The sequence below is a fragment of the Micromonospora sp. CPM1 genome (assembly GCF_023896895.1).
Taxonomy (GTDB): Bacteria; Actinomycetota; Actinomycetes; order Mycobacteriales; family Micromonosporaceae; genus Micromonospora; species Micromonospora tulbaghiae.
In genome coordinates this window covers 159,224-174,184 of the sequence record NZ_JAMHIU010000007.1, presented here as the reverse complement: position 1 = coordinate 174,184, position 14,961 = coordinate 159,224, and the positions used below count along the sequence as shown (strand labels likewise).

The 14,961-nt window shown below is 74.4% G+C and carries 9 protein-coding genes; 5 read left to right on the top strand and 4 right to left on the bottom strand.

Annotated features, from left to right (window positions below; all coding sequences use genetic code 11):
- The first annotated feature begins 248 nt into the window (after window positions 1-248).
- The 3 genes from M8C11_RS11085 to M8C11_RS11075 all read left to right on the top strand — a co-directional run bounded on the left by M8C11_RS11085 (window position 249) and on the right by M8C11_RS11075 (window position 5,451).
- The gene (locus tag M8C11_RS11085; protein ID WP_252449472.1) at window positions 249-1,406 is read left to right on the top strand and encodes a putative Ig domain-containing protein; all 1,158 of its coding nucleotides are present in this window, start codon (window positions 249-251) and stop codon (window positions 1,404-1,406) included.
- Between the two features lie 97 nt (window positions 1,407-1,503).
- Entirely contained in the window at window positions 1,504-2,997 is a 1,494-nt protein-coding gene (gene gatB, locus M8C11_RS11080) for an Asp-tRNA(Asn)/Glu-tRNA(Gln) amidotransferase subunit GatB (protein WP_252449471.1), read from the top strand.
- 96 nt (window positions 2,998-3,093) lie between these two features.
- Window positions 3,094-5,451 carry a pyruvate dehydrogenase gene (locus M8C11_RS11075; protein ID WP_252449470.1) on the top strand — a complete coding sequence of 786 codons (2,358 nt, stop codon included), beginning with the start codon at window positions 3,094-3,096 and terminating at the stop codon, window positions 5,449-5,451.
- Between the two features lie 628 nt (window positions 5,452-6,079).
- Here M8C11_RS11075 and M8C11_RS11070 read toward each other — a convergent pair.
- From M8C11_RS11070 to M8C11_RS11060, 3 genes are all read right to left on the bottom strand, one after another.
- Complete coding sequence (locus M8C11_RS11070) at window positions 6,080-7,693, bottom strand: metallophosphoesterase (RefSeq protein WP_252449469.1); 1,614 nt, start codon at window positions 7,691-7,693, stop codon at window positions 6,080-6,082.
- A 53-nt stretch (window positions 7,694-7,746) separates the two neighbouring features.
- Window positions 7,747-8,922: a sorbosone dehydrogenase family protein gene (locus M8C11_RS11065; RefSeq protein ID WP_120571313.1), complete on the bottom strand. Its 1,176-nt coding sequence runs from the start codon at window positions 8,920-8,922 to the stop codon at window positions 7,747-7,749.
- Window positions 8,923-9,008: 86 nt separating this feature from the next.
- Window positions 9,009-10,814 carry a SpoIIE family protein phosphatase gene (locus tag M8C11_RS11060; RefSeq protein WP_252449468.1) on the bottom strand — a complete coding sequence of 602 codons (1,806 nt, stop codon included), beginning with the start codon at window positions 10,812-10,814 and terminating at the stop codon, window positions 9,009-9,011.
- A 143-nt stretch (window positions 10,815-10,957) separates the two neighbouring features.
- On the opposite strand from M8C11_RS11060, the gene M8C11_RS11055 reads away from it, so the two are divergent.
- Window positions 10,958-11,884 carry a 2-hydroxyacid dehydrogenase gene (locus tag M8C11_RS11055; RefSeq protein WP_120573935.1) on the top strand — a complete coding sequence of 309 codons (927 nt, stop codon included), beginning with the start codon at window positions 10,958-10,960 and terminating at the stop codon, window positions 11,882-11,884.
- Here M8C11_RS11055 and M8C11_RS11050 read toward each other — a convergent pair.
- On the bottom strand, window positions 11,878-12,261 hold the full coding sequence (locus tag M8C11_RS11050) for a PH domain-containing protein (RefSeq protein ID WP_252449467.1): 384 nt from the start codon (window positions 12,259-12,261) through the stop codon (window positions 11,878-11,880). The genes M8C11_RS11055 and M8C11_RS11050 overlap by 7 nt on opposite strands.
- A 347-nt stretch (window positions 12,262-12,608) precedes the next feature.
- Here M8C11_RS11050 and M8C11_RS11045 point away from each other — a divergent pair, with 347 nt between their 5' ends.
- Window positions 12,609-14,957 (top strand): EAL domain-containing protein, encoded by a 2,349-nt coding sequence (locus tag M8C11_RS11045; RefSeq protein ID WP_252449466.1) that lies wholly within the window; start codon window positions 12,609-12,611, stop codon window positions 14,955-14,957.
- Window positions 14,958-14,961 lie beyond the last annotated feature (4 nt).

Genomic DNA, 14,961 nt, shown 5'->3' with positions numbered 1-14,961 from the left:
GGGTACGGAGGCGGGTCGCCCGCCTCCGTACCGGGAAACGTCCCGCGCCCGGTGCGGTCATCACGACCGCGCCGGGCGCGGCTGTCGTCGCGACGACACGGTGATCACCGATCAGTGGATTGCCCGGGGTCGCTGGCACTGGTCGAATAAACTCCGAGTCTGCTGGATCGACTGGACTGTGGCCCGCTGGCGGACGCGAGCGGTTCCGACCGAGAGCTGGATGTGCGATGGGGACACTTCGCCCGGTCATGGCCCTGACGATGGTTGCCGCTCTGCTGCTGGGCGCCGCGCAACCGGCCACCGCGCAACCGGACACCGCCGCCGCCACGGAGACCGTCACCATCACCTCGGGCAAGCCCCGGTCGGTCATGGAAATCGGGCAGGTCTACGCGATCCACACCGTCGAGGCCACCGGTGGCACGGGGCCGTACCGGTTGTCGGTCGTCTCGGGCGCTCTGCCGCCGGGCATGCTCGTGGTGGGGAACTCGCTCGGCGGTGCCCCCACGACGCCTGGCACCTACACCTTCACGCTGCGGATGACCGACCAGAACGACCTCTTCGACGAGCAGACGGCGACAGTCGAGGTACGCGAACCGAAGGTCGTCATCACGTCGGGCAAGCCCCGGTCGCCCCTGTATCTCGGGCGGGTGTACGCGATCCACACGGTCGAGGCGAGCGGTGGCACCGGGCCGTACCGGTTGTCGGTGGTCTCGGGCGCTCTGCCGCCGGGGATGCTCGTGGTGGGGACGTCGCTCGGCGGCGCGCCGACCACCCCTGGCACGTACACGTTCACGCTGCGGATGACCGACAAGAACGACCGCTTCGACGAGCAGAACGCCACAGTCGTCGTCGCCGAGGCGGCGACCGCGTTCACCTCCGGCGAACCGCCCGCCGGCACCGTCGGTAAGCCCTACTCCTTCCGGTTCACCGCCGACGGCGACTCGGACATCGCGTTCGCACTGGCCGCCGGGGCCCTGCCGGACGGCCTCACCCTCGACGAGGAGGGCCGGCTCCGCGGCACCCCGGCCAGCGCCGGCACGTTCGCCTTCACCGTCGCGGCGAAGGGGTACAGCACCAGCGCCACGAAGCAGGTGTCGCTGACCGTCGCCGCCCCGGCCCCGGGCACCCCCACGGCGAGCCCGGCCCACCCCACGGCCACGCCCACTCCGGCCGACCCGACGGCGACGCCGACGCCGAGCGATCCGGCCGCCACGCCGTCGGAGAGCAGCACCGCGGCGCCCCAGCCGACGCCGTCGCCGTCGAAGGTGAGCGGCGCGTGGCTGCCGATCACCGGGCCGGGTTCGCCGCTCGTCCTGCTGCTGTTGAGCGTCGTGGCCTTCTCCGTCGGCGGCATCCTGCTCGTGCTGGCCTACAACCGTCGGCGGAGCTTCACCACGCCCGAGTGACGCCCGGCCGAGGCCGGGTAGGCGGAGCGGTAGGCTTGGCGGCGTTGTGTCCGGATGCCGCCGTGGGCCGGCTACCGCCTGCAAAGCTGGAGTTCTCATGACCACGACGCTGCCCGCGTACGACGAGGTCGTCGCGCGCTTCGAACCGGTGATCGGCCTGGAGACCCACGTCGAGCTGGGCACGAACACCAAGATGTGGTGCGGCTGCCCGACCGACTTCGGCGGCGAGCCGAACACCCGGGTCTGCCCGGTCTGCCTCGGCCTGCCCGGCTCGCTGCCGGTGGCGAACAAGGCCGCCATCGAGGCGACCATCCGGATCGGGCTGGCGCTGAACTGCTCTATCGCGCAGTGGTGCCGGTTCGCCCGGAAGAACTACTTCTACCCGGACATGCCGAAGAACTTCCAGATCAGCCAGTACGACGAGCCGCTGTGCTTCGACGGCTACCTGGACGTCGAGGTCAACGGCGAGCTGGTGCGCATCGGCATCGAGCGGGTGCACCTGGAGGAGGACACCGGCAAGACGCTGCACGTCGGCGGCGCCACCGGCCGCATCCATGGCGCGACCGAGTCGCTCGTCGACTACAACCGGGCCGGCATCCCGCTCGTCGAGATCGTCACCAAGCCCATCCCCGGCACCGGCGCGCTCGCGCCCGAGGTCGCCCGCGCGTACGTCGCCGAGCTGCGTGACGTGATCCGCTCGCTCGGCGTCTCCGACGTGCGGATGGAGGAGGGGTCGCTGCGCTGCGACGTCAACACGTCGCTGAACCGGCCGGGCGAGGAGTGGGGCACCCGCACCGAGACCAAGAACGTCAACTCGCTGCGCTCGGTCGAGCGGGCGGTGCGCTCGGAGATGCTGCGCCAGGCGTCGGTGCTGGAGGCCGGCGGCCGGATCACGCAGGAGACCCGGCACTTCCACGAGGACACCGGCGACACCACGCCGGGCCGGTCCAAGGAGACCGCCACCGACTACCGGTACTTCCCGGAGCCGGACCTGGTGCCGCTGGCCCCGGACACCGCGTGGGTGGCCGAGCTGAAGGCCGCCCTGCCGGAGCTGCCGCGGCTGCGCCGCAAGCGGATCCAGCAGGAGTGGGGCCTGTCCGACCTCGACATGCAGTCGGTGGTCAACGCCGGCGCGGTCGAGCTGATCGAGGCGACGGTGGCCGCCGGCGCCACCCCGGCCGCCGCCCGCAAGTGGTGGCTGGGTGAGCTGTCCCGCCGCGCCAACGAGACCGGCGTGGAGCTGGCCGACGTGGGCGCGACCCCGGCCCAGGTCGCCGAGCTCCAGGGCCTGGTCGACGCCGGCAAGCTCAACGACAAGCTGGCCCGTACCGTGCTGGAGGGCGTGGTGGCCGGCGAGGGCTCGCCGACCGAGATCATGACCAACCGCAACCTGGAGGTCGTCTCGGACACCGGCGCGCTCACCGCCGCCGTGGACGAGGCGATCGCCGCCAACCCGGACGTCGCCGACAAGGTCCGCAGCGGCAAGGTCGCGGCGGCCGGCGCGCTCGTCGGCGCGGTCATGAAGACCACCCGTGGCCAGGCGGACGCGAAGACCGTCCGCGAGCTGATCCTGGCGCGCCTCGGCGCCTGATCCGGTCGTGTGGGCCCTTTCCCGGCAGGGGAGGGGCCCTTCGTCCGCTCCTCACCCCGCAGAGGGCGTCAACGGCGACGCCCGGATGGAGTCACCGTGAACCAGCACGACCTCGACGTCCTCGACGAGATCCAGCGTCGGGTGCTCTGGCTCGCCACCCGCATCGTCGACGCGGCCAACCACGACCGCGACACCGGTGACGGGGTGAAGGTCGGCGGCCACCAGGCGTCCAGCGCCTCCCTCGTCACCGCGATGACCGCGCTCTGGTTCCACCACCTGGACGCCGAGGACCGGGTCGCGGTGAAGCCGCACGCCTCGCCGGTGTTCCACGCGATCCAGTACCTGCTGGGCAACCTCGACAAGTCGTACCTGCCGAAGCTGCGGGCACGCGGCGGGCTCCAGTCGTACCCGTCGCGCACCAAGGACCCGGACGAGGTGGACTTCTCCACCGGCTCGGTCGGCCTGGGCGCCGCCGCGCCGCTGTTCGCCGCCGTCACCCGCCGCTACGTCGACGCGCACTTCGGCGCGCGCCCGCACTCCCGGTTCGTCGCCCTCATCGGCGACGCCGAGCTGGACGAGGGCAACATCTGGGAGGCGGTCGCCGACCCGGCCACCACCGGGCTCGGCAACGTGATGTGGCTCGTCGACTTCAACCGCCAGTCGCTGGACCGGGTCGTCCCCGGCATCCGGATCAACCAGTGGCGCGGCCAGTTCGAGGCGGCCGGCTGGCACGTCGTGGAGGTCAAGTACGGCCGGAAGCTCGCCGAGGCGTACGCCCGGCCGGGTGGCGCGACGCTGCGCGACTGGATCGACCGGATGCCCAACGAGCAGTACCAGTCGCTGTTCGGACTGGCCGGCCCGGCGCTGCGCAAGCAGTTCCTGGACGGCGCGCCGGCCGAGGTGGCCGCGTTCGTCGCCGACATCGGCGACGACGAGCTGGGCCCGCTCGTCACCGACCTGGGCGGGCACGACGCGCAGGCCATGCTCGACGCGTACGCCCAGTGCGACGCGGTCACCGACCGGCCCAGCGTCGTGTTCGCGTACACAGTGAAGGGCTGGGGCCTGCCGATCGCCGGCAACCCGCGCAACCACTCGGCGCTGCTCACCACCGAGCAGGTCGACGCGTTGCGCGCCGCGAACGGCCTGACCCCGGAGACCGAGTGGGACCGCCTCGACCCGGCGTCCCCGGCCGGCATCCGGGCCGGCGAGCGCCGGGAGGCGCTGTCCCGCCCGCCGCGCGAGCGGGCGCTGGGCGTCACCGTTCCGGAGACCACGCGGGTACGCGCGAACAAGCCGGTCTCCACCCAGGAGGTCTTCGGCCGGGTGCTCGTCGACCTGGCCCGCGATCCGCAGGTGGCGCCCTACCTGGTGACCACCGCGCCGGACGTGGCCACCTCGACGAACCTCGCCGGGTTCATCAACAAGACGGGCGTCTTCGCCCCGACCGAGCAGCGTTCCTGGACCGAGGACCGGATGCTGCGCTGGACCGAGAGCCCCGCCGGGCAGCACATCGAGCTGGGCATCTCGGAGATGAACCTGTTCCTGCTGCTGGGCCAGCTCGGCCTGTCGTGGGACCTGTCCGGCCAGCCGCTGCTGCCGGTGGGCACCGTCTACGACCCGTTCGTGCTGCGCGGTCTCGACGCGTTCCTCTACGGCACCTACTCGGGCTCCCGGTTCGTGGTGGCGGGCACCCCGTCCGGCATCACGCTGGCGCCCGAGGGCGGGGCGCACCAGTCCACCATCACCGCCTCGGTCGGCCTGGAGCTGCCCGGGGTGACGTTCCTGGAGCCCGCGTACGCCGGCAGCCTCGACTGGCTGCTCTGCGACGCGCTGGGGCAGATCGCCGGTGGCTCCGCTCCGGCCGCGACCGCCGCGCCGGCCGAGGACGGGGCGTACTACTTCCGGCTCAGCACCCGGCCGATCGACCAGGCGCCGTTCGAGGCCGCCCGGGCGCGACTCGGGGACGCCGTGCTGCGGCGGCAGGTGGTGGCCGGGGCGTACCGGCTCGTCGACGCGCACCAGGCGTACCCCGATCTGGCTGACGCCCCGGTCGTGCAGCTCGCCGCCTCCGGCGCGGTGCTGCCCGAGGTGCTCGCGGCCGCCGCGGAGCTGGCGGAGGAGGGCGTGGCCGCGCACGTGGTGGACGTGACCAGCCTGGACCGGCTGTACCGCGCGTGGCAGCGGACGCTGCGCCAGGGCGTGCGGACCGCGACCGTGCCGAGCGTGCCCGGCGCGCTGCGGTCGGCGTTCGCCGACCGGGTGCCGGTGGTCACCGTGCACGACGCGGCCTCACACGCGATGGCCTGGCTGGGCTCGGCGGTCGGCGCGCCGGCGGTGCCGCTCGGCGTGGACGAGTTCGGCCAGTCCGGCAGCGTCCGGGAGCTGTACGAGCTGCACGACCTCCTGCCCGGCAGCATCGTCAACGCCGCGCTGGCCGCGATCGCGCTGCGCTGACGCGCCTGCGTCGCGCTGACCGCACCGCGGCTTCAGTCGCCCTGACCGCACCGCGCTTCAGCCGCCCTGACCGCACCGCGTCACGGGGCCGGCCGGACTTTCCGGGCGGCCCCTCGCGCCGCGGTGAGGTCCGGCCTCGGTGCGCGCGCCTCGGCCGCTCGGCTCGCCGGCCTCACGGCGCTCTCGGACCGGTCCGTCCTGCCCTCGGGCACTCGGCCCCGGTGCGTGCTGCGACCGGCTGGTCCCGGCTCGACTCCGGCATGGCGGTCCGCGTCTTGGTCGATGCTGGACAGTTTGCCTAACGGAACGTCACCGCCGAGGTGGTTGCGGGGAGTAACCGTCTCTGGCGGCCGAAGGTGTTGCCTCTCGGCCCCTTTGCTCTGCAGCCACATCCGCAGCACCGCTCTTGAGCTGGGGCGGGGTGGCCCGCGCCGCTGCTCTGCAGCCACCCGCGCGGTTACTCTCGGTGCCTGCTGCGCCGATGGGTGCAGAGCAAAGGCGGCGGCGGGGTATCCCGGCGCCGCACGGCTTTGTTACGCAGAGTGACCGGGTGTCACGCGTGGCGAGCGGCCAGGCGTCACGTGAGGGACCGCCAGAAGCAGGAAGAATGGGAGCAGGCGCGGGACGGTCAGCTCGTCGGGGTGGGGCTCAGGGTCGTCGTACCCGGTGACGGCGACTCCGAGGGGCCGCGGGTGGGCGTCGGGGTGACCGGCACCTGGTCGCCCTTGGCCGGGTCGCGGATGACGTGCCGTTCCAGGTTGACCTGCGACTGCCCGGTGCCGCCCACGGTGATCTCGTCGTACGCCTGGAGCAGCTTCTGCTGGTCGAAGTAGAGCACTGTCATGGTCAGCGGGGTCGGCTTCTCGCCCTCCAGGCCGCGCAGCCCGGCCCCGCCGGTCGAGCCCTGCACCATCAGCGTGGTCGGCTGTTTGCCCTCGACCTGCGGCAGCTTCGACACCTGCCGGGAGTGCGTGTGCCCGGAGAGCACCAGCGGGCAGGTGCCGGAGAGCGGGCCGGCCGAGGCGGGGTCGTGGATGAGCGCGATGTCGACCTTGCGCGGCGACTTCTGGATCGTGCCGGCTAGTTGTTCGCCGGCGCCGATCACCTGGTCGGCGACGGCCGAGGTGAGGCCGCTGCCGGCCGGCGAGGTCTCCTTGTCCGGGGTGAAGCGGGGGTCGCCGATGCCGGCGATGGTCAGCCCGCCCACCGTCGTGACCGAGTTGTTCAGCACGATCGCGTTCGGCTGCTGCGCCACGGCGGCGGCGGTGCGCGGCGAGTCGTGGTTGCCGCGGATGAACACGTACGGCTTCTTGAGCAGGCCGATCGAGCCGACGAACGACGCCTCCGGCTCGCTGCCCCAGTCGGTCATGTCGCCGGTGTCGACCACCACGTCGATGCCGAACTGCTCGACCACGGTACGGATCAGCTGCCACCCGGTCGGGTTGAGGTGGATGTCCGACACGTGCAGCACCCGGGTGGTGCCGGGTGACGGCTGTACCACGGGCAGGGCGGAGACGGTGGTGTAGAGCTTGCTGACGTTGCCGACCAGCCGTTGGAGCTGCTCGGCGTACTTGGTGTAGTCGTTCGCGATCCGCCGCGCGTCACCGACGATCGCGGGCGCGTTGACCAGCAGGCCCTCATACCGCGGCTCCTCGATCGCCTGCGGGCGGAGGGTGCTCGCGGCCATGCCGAGGCTGCCGGCGGTCACGACGAGCGCCAGGCCGCCGGCCCAGGCGGTACGCCGGACGTCCCGGAAGACGAGCGCGGCCAGCAGCAGCGTGGCCAGCACGGCCGAGGCGAGCGTACGCAGCCCGAGCCGCATCACGCCGTCGCGGACGTCCTGGACGGCCGACTGGCTGGCCCGGCTGATGCTGGCCGGGTCGTCGATGAGCGCCTCGGTGCGCCCCTGGTCCAGCGAGCCCACCTCGACGGTGAGGTACGCCGGGCCGTCGTGGCTGTCCAGCAGCAGTGCGCCCAGCGGCGGGATGTCGACGGTGGTGCCGCCGGACAGCGATGGGCTGAGCTTCAGCTCGGCTCGGAACGGGCCGATGTCGGTGCCGACGTGGCCGCCCGCGTACGTGCCGACCACGATGCCGCCGAGCGTGACCGCGAGGACAGCCAGCACGACACCCAGCCGGCGCAGCCGGTCGCCGGGCCGCCATGCCGGAAAGCGGCGGGCGCGCCCGCGCTCCGGAGACGTCTCGTCCCCGGTGCGGTGCTGTTCGTTCTCGTGGCCGTCCATGCTGAGATCCTGACCTGCCCCTTGAGCGATCTTGACAAACCCGGTGGGCCGGATCAGCTCCGGCCGGCGCCCCCGTCGGCGAAGACGAGTCGCAGGATGCGGTCGTCCTCGGCGGTGGGAGTACCCCGCCCGTCGCGGTTCGAGGTGCTCACCCAGAGCGAGCCGTCCGGCGCCGCCGCGACGGCCCGTAGCCGACCGTACCGGCCGGTGAGCAGGTCGCGGGGCTGACCGAGGACGGTGCCGTTGCCGGCCAGCTCGACCAGCCACAGTCGCTGGCCGCGCAGGCAGGCGGCGACGAGCAGACGGTCCGCCGCCGCCAGGCCGGAACAGGAGGCGTCACCGGTGGGCCACTGCGTGATCGGGTTCACGTAGCGCTTGTCGTCGCCGCGCCCCTCCACCCGGGGCCACCCGTAGTTGCCGCCCTTGTTGATCTGGTTGATCTCGTCCCAGGTGTTCTGGCCGAACTCCACCGCGTACATCTTCTTGTCCGGCGTCCAGGCGAAGCCCTGGACGTTGCGGTGACCGGTCGACCAGACCGGCGACCCGGCGGTGGGGTTGCCCGGCGCCGGCTTGCCGTCCGGCGTGATCCGCAGGATCTTGCCGCCGAGACTCTTGGCGTCCTGGGCGTTCTCGGTGCGCCCGGCGTCGCCGGTGCTCGCGTAGAGGTGGCCGTCCGGGCCGAAGCCCAGCCCGCCGCCGTTGTGCGTGCCGGACTTCGGGATGCCGGTCAGGATCGGCTTCGGCGCCTGCCCGAGCTGCATCTTCGCGATCCGGTTGTCGTCCTCGGCCGTGTAGTAGACGAAGACCGTGCGGTCCCGGGCGTACGCGGGAGAGACCGCGATGCCCAGCAGGCCGCCCTCGCCACCGGCGGCCACGTCGGGCACTGTCTGCACCGGCCGGACGGCCAGCCCGTCCGGGCCGGACTCCGGGCCGACCTGGAGGATCCGTCCCTTGTCCCGCTCGGTCACCAGCGCCCCGCCGTCGGGCAGGAACGCGATGCCCCACGGCACCTCCAGACCCTTGGCCAGCACGGTGGCGACCACCTGCTGGCCGGCCCCGCCGGGACTCGCGGTGCCGGACGGCGTCGGCAGGTTGGGCGGCGCGCCCGCCGGGTCCGGCTCGGGCTCGCCGAGGGCGCAGCCGGCGGTGCCCAGCAACAGCGCCGCGCAGGACGCCGCCAGCGCCGTCCGGAGGCGGCGGACACGGGGGTACGCAAGACGCGGGCTCATCCGCCCCAGCCTAGCCGGGCGGACCCGCGAACCGGGCACGTCGCGCGTACGCCTGCCCGCGTCCGGCCGTTCGGGGGAGTGCCGGTTCAACCGGCCCGCAGCGCGAGCAGGGCCACGTCGTCCTCCCAATGGTGCGCGGCGGCGAGCAGCCGGTCGCAGAGCAGGTCCAGCGGTACGCCCGGCCCGCCGGCGCGGAGGTGGGCGAGCAGATCGGCCTGGCCCTCGTCGATCGGCTGGTCCCGTCGCTCGATCAGCCCGTCGGTGTGCAGCAGCAGCGTGTCGCCGGGGGCGAGGGTCAGCGTCCGGCCGGCGCGCCGGGGCGGCCGGGCCAGGCCGAGCAGCGGTCCGCGACCGTCGGCCACCGAGACCGTGCCGTCGGCCCGCACCAGCAACGGCGGCGGATGCCCCGCGTTGCACCAGGAGACCGCCAGCCCGTCGCCGGCCGGGCGCACCCGGGCCAGCACGGCGGTGGCGACGGTGGGCACCCGCAGCCCGCCCATTGCCCGGTCGAGGTGGGCCATCAGATCCTCCACCGGATCGTCCCGCCCGTACGCGTTGCCCCGCACCAGGTTGCGCAACTGGCCCATGGTGGCCGCCGCCTCGATGTCGTGCCCGGCGACGTCGCCGATCGCGGCGATCAGCTCGCCGTCGGGCTGGACGAAGGCGTCGTACCAGTCGCCGCCCACCTCCACCCGGTCGGCGGCCGGCAGGTAGCGGGCGGCCAGCTCGATCCCCGGCACGGCCGGCAGGGCGGGCAGCATGCTGTGCTGGAGCACCTCGGCGACGTGGCGCTGCTCGCCGTAGAGGCGGCTGTTGCCGACCGCCTGTCCGGCGCGTACCCCGATGTCCTGCGCGGTGCGCAGGTCGCTCGCGTCGAAACCGCGCCGCCCTTCACGGTTGACCAGCGTGACGGCCCCGATCACCCGGTCCCCGGCGGCGGTGATCGGCACGGTCAGGTGGGAACCGACGCCGAGCCGGTCGGCGAGCGGCACCAGCTCCGGGTGCGTGGTGCCGCGCGCCACGTCGTCCAGACCGGCCACGGCGCGCACCGCCGGCCGTCCGCTACGCAGCACCGACCGGATCTGCGACTCCGCGCTGAGCCCGGTGGTCAGCAGCTCGGCGAAGCGGGCCAGGTCGGCCTCGCGCTCGGCGTCCCGGTGTACGCCGGTGACGGTGCGCGGCCGGCCGGCCGGGTCGACGAGCGTGATCAGGCACCAGTCGGCGAGCAGCGGCACCATCGCGTGCCCGAGCCGGGCGACGGCAGTGGCCACGTCGAGCGTGCCGCCGAGCATCTCGCTCATCCCGGCCAGCATGGCGAGCCGGTCGTGCGCCTCCTCCGCGCGGCGGCGGGCCTGCTCGGCGCCCCGGAGCGCGATGCGCAGCCGCAGCTCCGAGGAGCACGCGGCGGCCAGGTCCGCGAGCGTCCGCAGCTGCTCCTTGCTCCAGGCCCGGGGCTTGCTGTCGATCGCGCAGAGCGAGCCGAGCACCCGCCCGTCCAGGTCGGTCAGCGGCATGCCCGCGTACGCGACCACGCCCAGGTCCTCGATGGCCAGGTTGAGGCGCACCCGGGGGTAGAGGCGGGCGTCGGGCAGCACCAGCGGCATCTCGATGTCGACGACGTGCTGGCAGAACGAGTGGCTCAGCGGCGTCTCCCGGCGTGCCGCCCACGGCTCTGGCAGGCCGGTCGCCCCGGGGAAGAACTGACGCTCGGCGTCCACCAGGGAGACGAGTGCGACAGGCACGTCCAGCAGGTCGCCGACCAGACGCGCGAACCTGTCGAACGCCTCGTCCGGTACGGCGTCGAGCCGCGTCTCGCCGAGTGAACGTAACCGGTCGGGGTCGGCGAGCGCCGGAATCGGCACGGACACCCGTCCCCGGCCGTGCTCGCTCATCGCCACCGTCCTCAGGAAGCGGAACACCCGACCGGCATCCCGCACTCGGTTATACCCCGCCGGACCGCCACTCCATTCCCGGCGCGGTGTTCGTCACGGGTCACGCCGCGCCGGCCGGTCCGGGGCCGATATCGTCGGCGGTCGTGAAGGCATGGATCCCGCACCCCGAGGGCCGTCGGCTGCTCGGCGAGCTACCGCCCGGCGTCACCGTGGAGCTGTTGGACGACCCGCGGCGGCTCCCGTCGTCCCCGGCCGGTGTGCGGTTCTGGGTGCCGCCGTTCCTGTCCGGCCCGGACGCGGGGGCGCTCCTGGCCGAGCTGCCCGACGTCGAGGTGGTGCAACTGCTCTCCGCCGGGGCGGACGCCTGGGTGGGGCGGATCCCCGACGGCGTGACGCTCTGTGACGCCCGGGGCGTGCACGACTCGCCCACCGCCGAATGGGTGGTCGCCGCGATCCTCTCCTCGCTGCGCGGGTTCGCGCCGCTGGCCCGCGCCCAGGCGCGGCGCGAGTGGGCGTACGACGAGGTGGCGCCCACCGACGAGCTGGCCGGCAAGCGGGTGCTGATCGTCGGCGCCGGCTCGATCGGCACCGCGGTACGCGACCGGCTCGCCCCGTTCGAGGTGAGCTTCACGCTCGTGGCCCGTACGCCGCGGCCCGACCAGGGCGTGCACGGGGTCGACGAGCTGCCCGCGCTGCTGCCCGAGGCGGACGTGGTGGTGCTGCTGGTGCCGCTGACCGAGCAGACCCGGGGCATGGTCGACGAACGTTTCCTCGCCGCGATGCCTGACGGCGCGCTGCTCGTCAACGCCGCCCGGGGGCCGGTGGCCCGCACCTCGGCGCTGGTCGCCGAGCTGACCTCGGGCCGCCTGCGCGCGGCGATGGACGTCACCGACCCGGAGCCGCTGCCCGCCGAGCATCCCCTGTGGGAGCTGCCGAACGTGCTGCTCACCCCGCACGTCGGCGGCTCGGTACGCGGGCTGCTGCCCCGCGCGTACCGGCTGGTGGGCGAGCAGTTGCGCCGGTACGTGGCCGGGGAGGAGCTGACGAACCGGGTGGTCGACGGCTACTGATCGCCGGCGGTGCCGGAGAGCTCCTGGCCGGTGACGGCGACCAGCCGGGGCAGGTCGGTGGCGCGTACCGCCGGCAGCACCACGACCTCGCCGTCGTCGAGCCGGGCCACCGCCCGGCCCCGGGCGTCACCGGCGAGTTCGGCGACCCGGTTCCACGGCACCCGGCGCTGCCCGACGAGCGCCCGCAGCCGCAGCTCCCGGGCGTCGGCGTCGGTGCCGGCCCGCCACGCCCAGACAGCGACGGCGAGCGGCACGAGCAGCACCCAGAGCAGCCACCAGCGAGCGGAGGCCAGCGGCAGCGCGCCGATGAAGGCGACGATCGCGGCGACCAGGATGGCCTGGTTGTGACGGAAACGGACGGTATCGGCGCGGCTCACCCCCCGATGATCCCATCCGGCCAGCTCACCCCACCCCGCGGGCGTCCCCACCCCACCCGACCGCCCCGAGATCCTGGTACGGCTCCGCCCTTCCCGGGGCGGTTCGGTACCAAGATCTCGTGCCGGGAGACGCGGCGGCGTCGATCTTGAACGGGATCCGCCGCGGCGACGTCTATTGATGTGACGGACATCACTGGTGCGGTGACGTCACCGGACGCTTCCGGGATCGTTTCTAGGCGTGGCCGCAGCGGTCCCCGCCGATGCGTCCCGCCCCGCCCCCGACCCCGCACGTCGTACCGCGTACCGCAACCGCACCGCCCCCGTGCCCCCTCACGAAGGCGACCGCCGTGCCCGTCCCCCCTCCCGCCGCTCCCCGCCGGCGATCAGTCCTGCCCGATGTCGCCGTGTCGCTCACCGGCGCGGCCTTCCTCCTCGCCGGTGTCGCCGGTGTCCTGCCCGGCCCCGCCGCGGCGGCACTCGCCGTCGCCGGCGGCTTCGCCCTCGCCTGTGTCCGGCTCGCCTGGCTGGCCGGACCCGGACCGCAGCAGCCCGGACCGCAGCAGCCCGGACCGCAGCAGCCCGGACCGCAGCAGGTGGTCACGTTCCGGTGCCACGCGGGCGAGACCACTGACACCGCCCTGGCGCACGGCGCAACGACGACCGGGCGGCGGGCGCGACGCGCTGCCCTGTCCCGTCGGGTCGCCGCCATCCTCGACAGCGCCGTCCTGGTCGCCGGGCTCACCGTCGCGGTGCTGCCGCTGAGCGACGCCGCCCACCGGCTGCCGGTCGCGCTGGCCGGGTTGTGCCTCACCGGGGCGCTGCACGTGACGGCCCTGCTGCGCCTGCCCGGCCGATCGCGGCTGTCCGGCCCGGAGCTGGTGCGCCGTACCGTCGACGTGCTCGCGCTCGGCGTCAGCCTGGTCTTCGCGGGCTGGATGCTGCTGCCGGGCGGCCCGGTCCCGGCCGTCGCCGGGGTCGTCGCGGCTGGTGGTGCGGTGGTGCTCGCCGTGCTCGCGGTGGCGGCCGTCGCCGAACGTCGCCGCCGGCCGGGCGCCGCTCGCTGCCACGCCGGGGCGGCGCTGACGCTCGGCGGGCTGACGCTCCTCGTGGTGCTGCTGGCCTACGGCGCGCCGGACCGGGCGCTGCCGCTCGTCGCGGCGCCGCTGGTGGCCGGGGCGCTGCTCACCGCCGCCGGGGCCCGGCGCACCTCGGGCGGTGAACGAACGGGCCGGGACGTGGCGCCGGCCGCCTGGCCCCGCCTCACCGCGCCGGCCGGGATCGCCGCGCTGGCCGCCGGGATCCACCTGGGTACGGCGGGGGAGTTCAGCACCGCCGCGATGGCGCTGGGCCTGGCCGTCATTCCGCCGATCATGGCGGGTGAGCTGCTCGCCGCCGCCGACCAGCGCCGCCGGGTGCAGCGGCTCGCGGCCCGCGAGGCGTGGCTGCGGCGCCGGCTCGGACCGGACGCCCGGGCCGCCGAGCCCGTGCCGCTGACGCGCGCGGAGCTGGTCCGGGCGATGGCGGAACGCAGTGGCGGCGCGCTGCTCGTCGTCGACCTGCACGGGGTGGGTGGCGCGGTGCCGGAGGGACCGGTGCTCACCGAGGCCGCGCGCCGGCTGCGGGCGGGCGCCGGGACGCACGATCTGGTGGCCCGGCTCGGCGACACGGAGTACGCCGTCCTCACCGACGCGGGGCCGGTGCTGGCGTACGCGCTCGGCCTGCGGCTGCTGGCGGCGCTGGCCGAGCCGTACCCCCGGCCCGGCGGTGTCCTTCGGCTGGCGGTGAGCGTCGGGCTGGCCGAGACCGGCGGCGGCGATCCGGAGGACGTGCTGCGGCAGGCGGACCTGGCCCGCCGCCGGGCGGTGCAGCTCGGCCGGGACCGGGTCGAGTGGTACGACGCCTACCTGGAGGAGCAGCTGGTCCGCCGATTGGATCTGGAGCGGGAGCTGCCCGGCGCGGTGGCGCGCGGTGAGCTGGACCTGGTCTACCAGCCGGTGGTGGCGCTCGCCGACCGGATGCCGGTGGGTACGGAGGCGCTGCTGCGCTGGCGCAGCCCGGCGCTGGGCACCGTGCTCCCGGCCGAGCTGCTGCCGGTGGCGGCCGACCTCGACCTGACCGGTGAGATCGGGCGGTGGGTGCTGGACCGGGCCTGCCGGCAGCTCGCCGCGTGGTCGGAGGGCGGCCGTGAGCTGTGGATGGCGGTCAACGTGACGCCGCGCGAGCTGGCCGCGCCGGACTTCGTGGCGCGTACCGCGACCGCGCTGGCCGCGTACGACGTGGTGCCGGAACGGCTGGTGGTGGAGGTGGCCGAGCCGGTCGTGGGCGGGGAGCTGTCCACTGTGGTGGCCCGGCTCGCCGGTCTGCGGTCGATCGGCGTGCGGATCGCGCTCGACGACTTCCGGGCCGAGCACGCCTCGCTCGCGCAGCTCCGCCGGCTGCCGATCGACCTGCTCAAGGTGGGGCCGCACCTGGTCGGCCCGGGCGGGGACGGTCAGCGTCCGCTGATCGACGTGGTGGCGAACCTGGCCGACCGCCTCGGCGTGGAGCTGGTGGTCGAGGAGCTGGAGTCGGAGGGGCAGGTGGCGGGCGCGCGGCGGGCCGGCTGCCGGTACGGCCAGGGCTTCGCGCTGGCCCGCCCGGCGACCGCCGAGCGGGTCGAGGCGTGGTTCGAGGAGTACCCGTCCACCGCCCGGTAGCTGA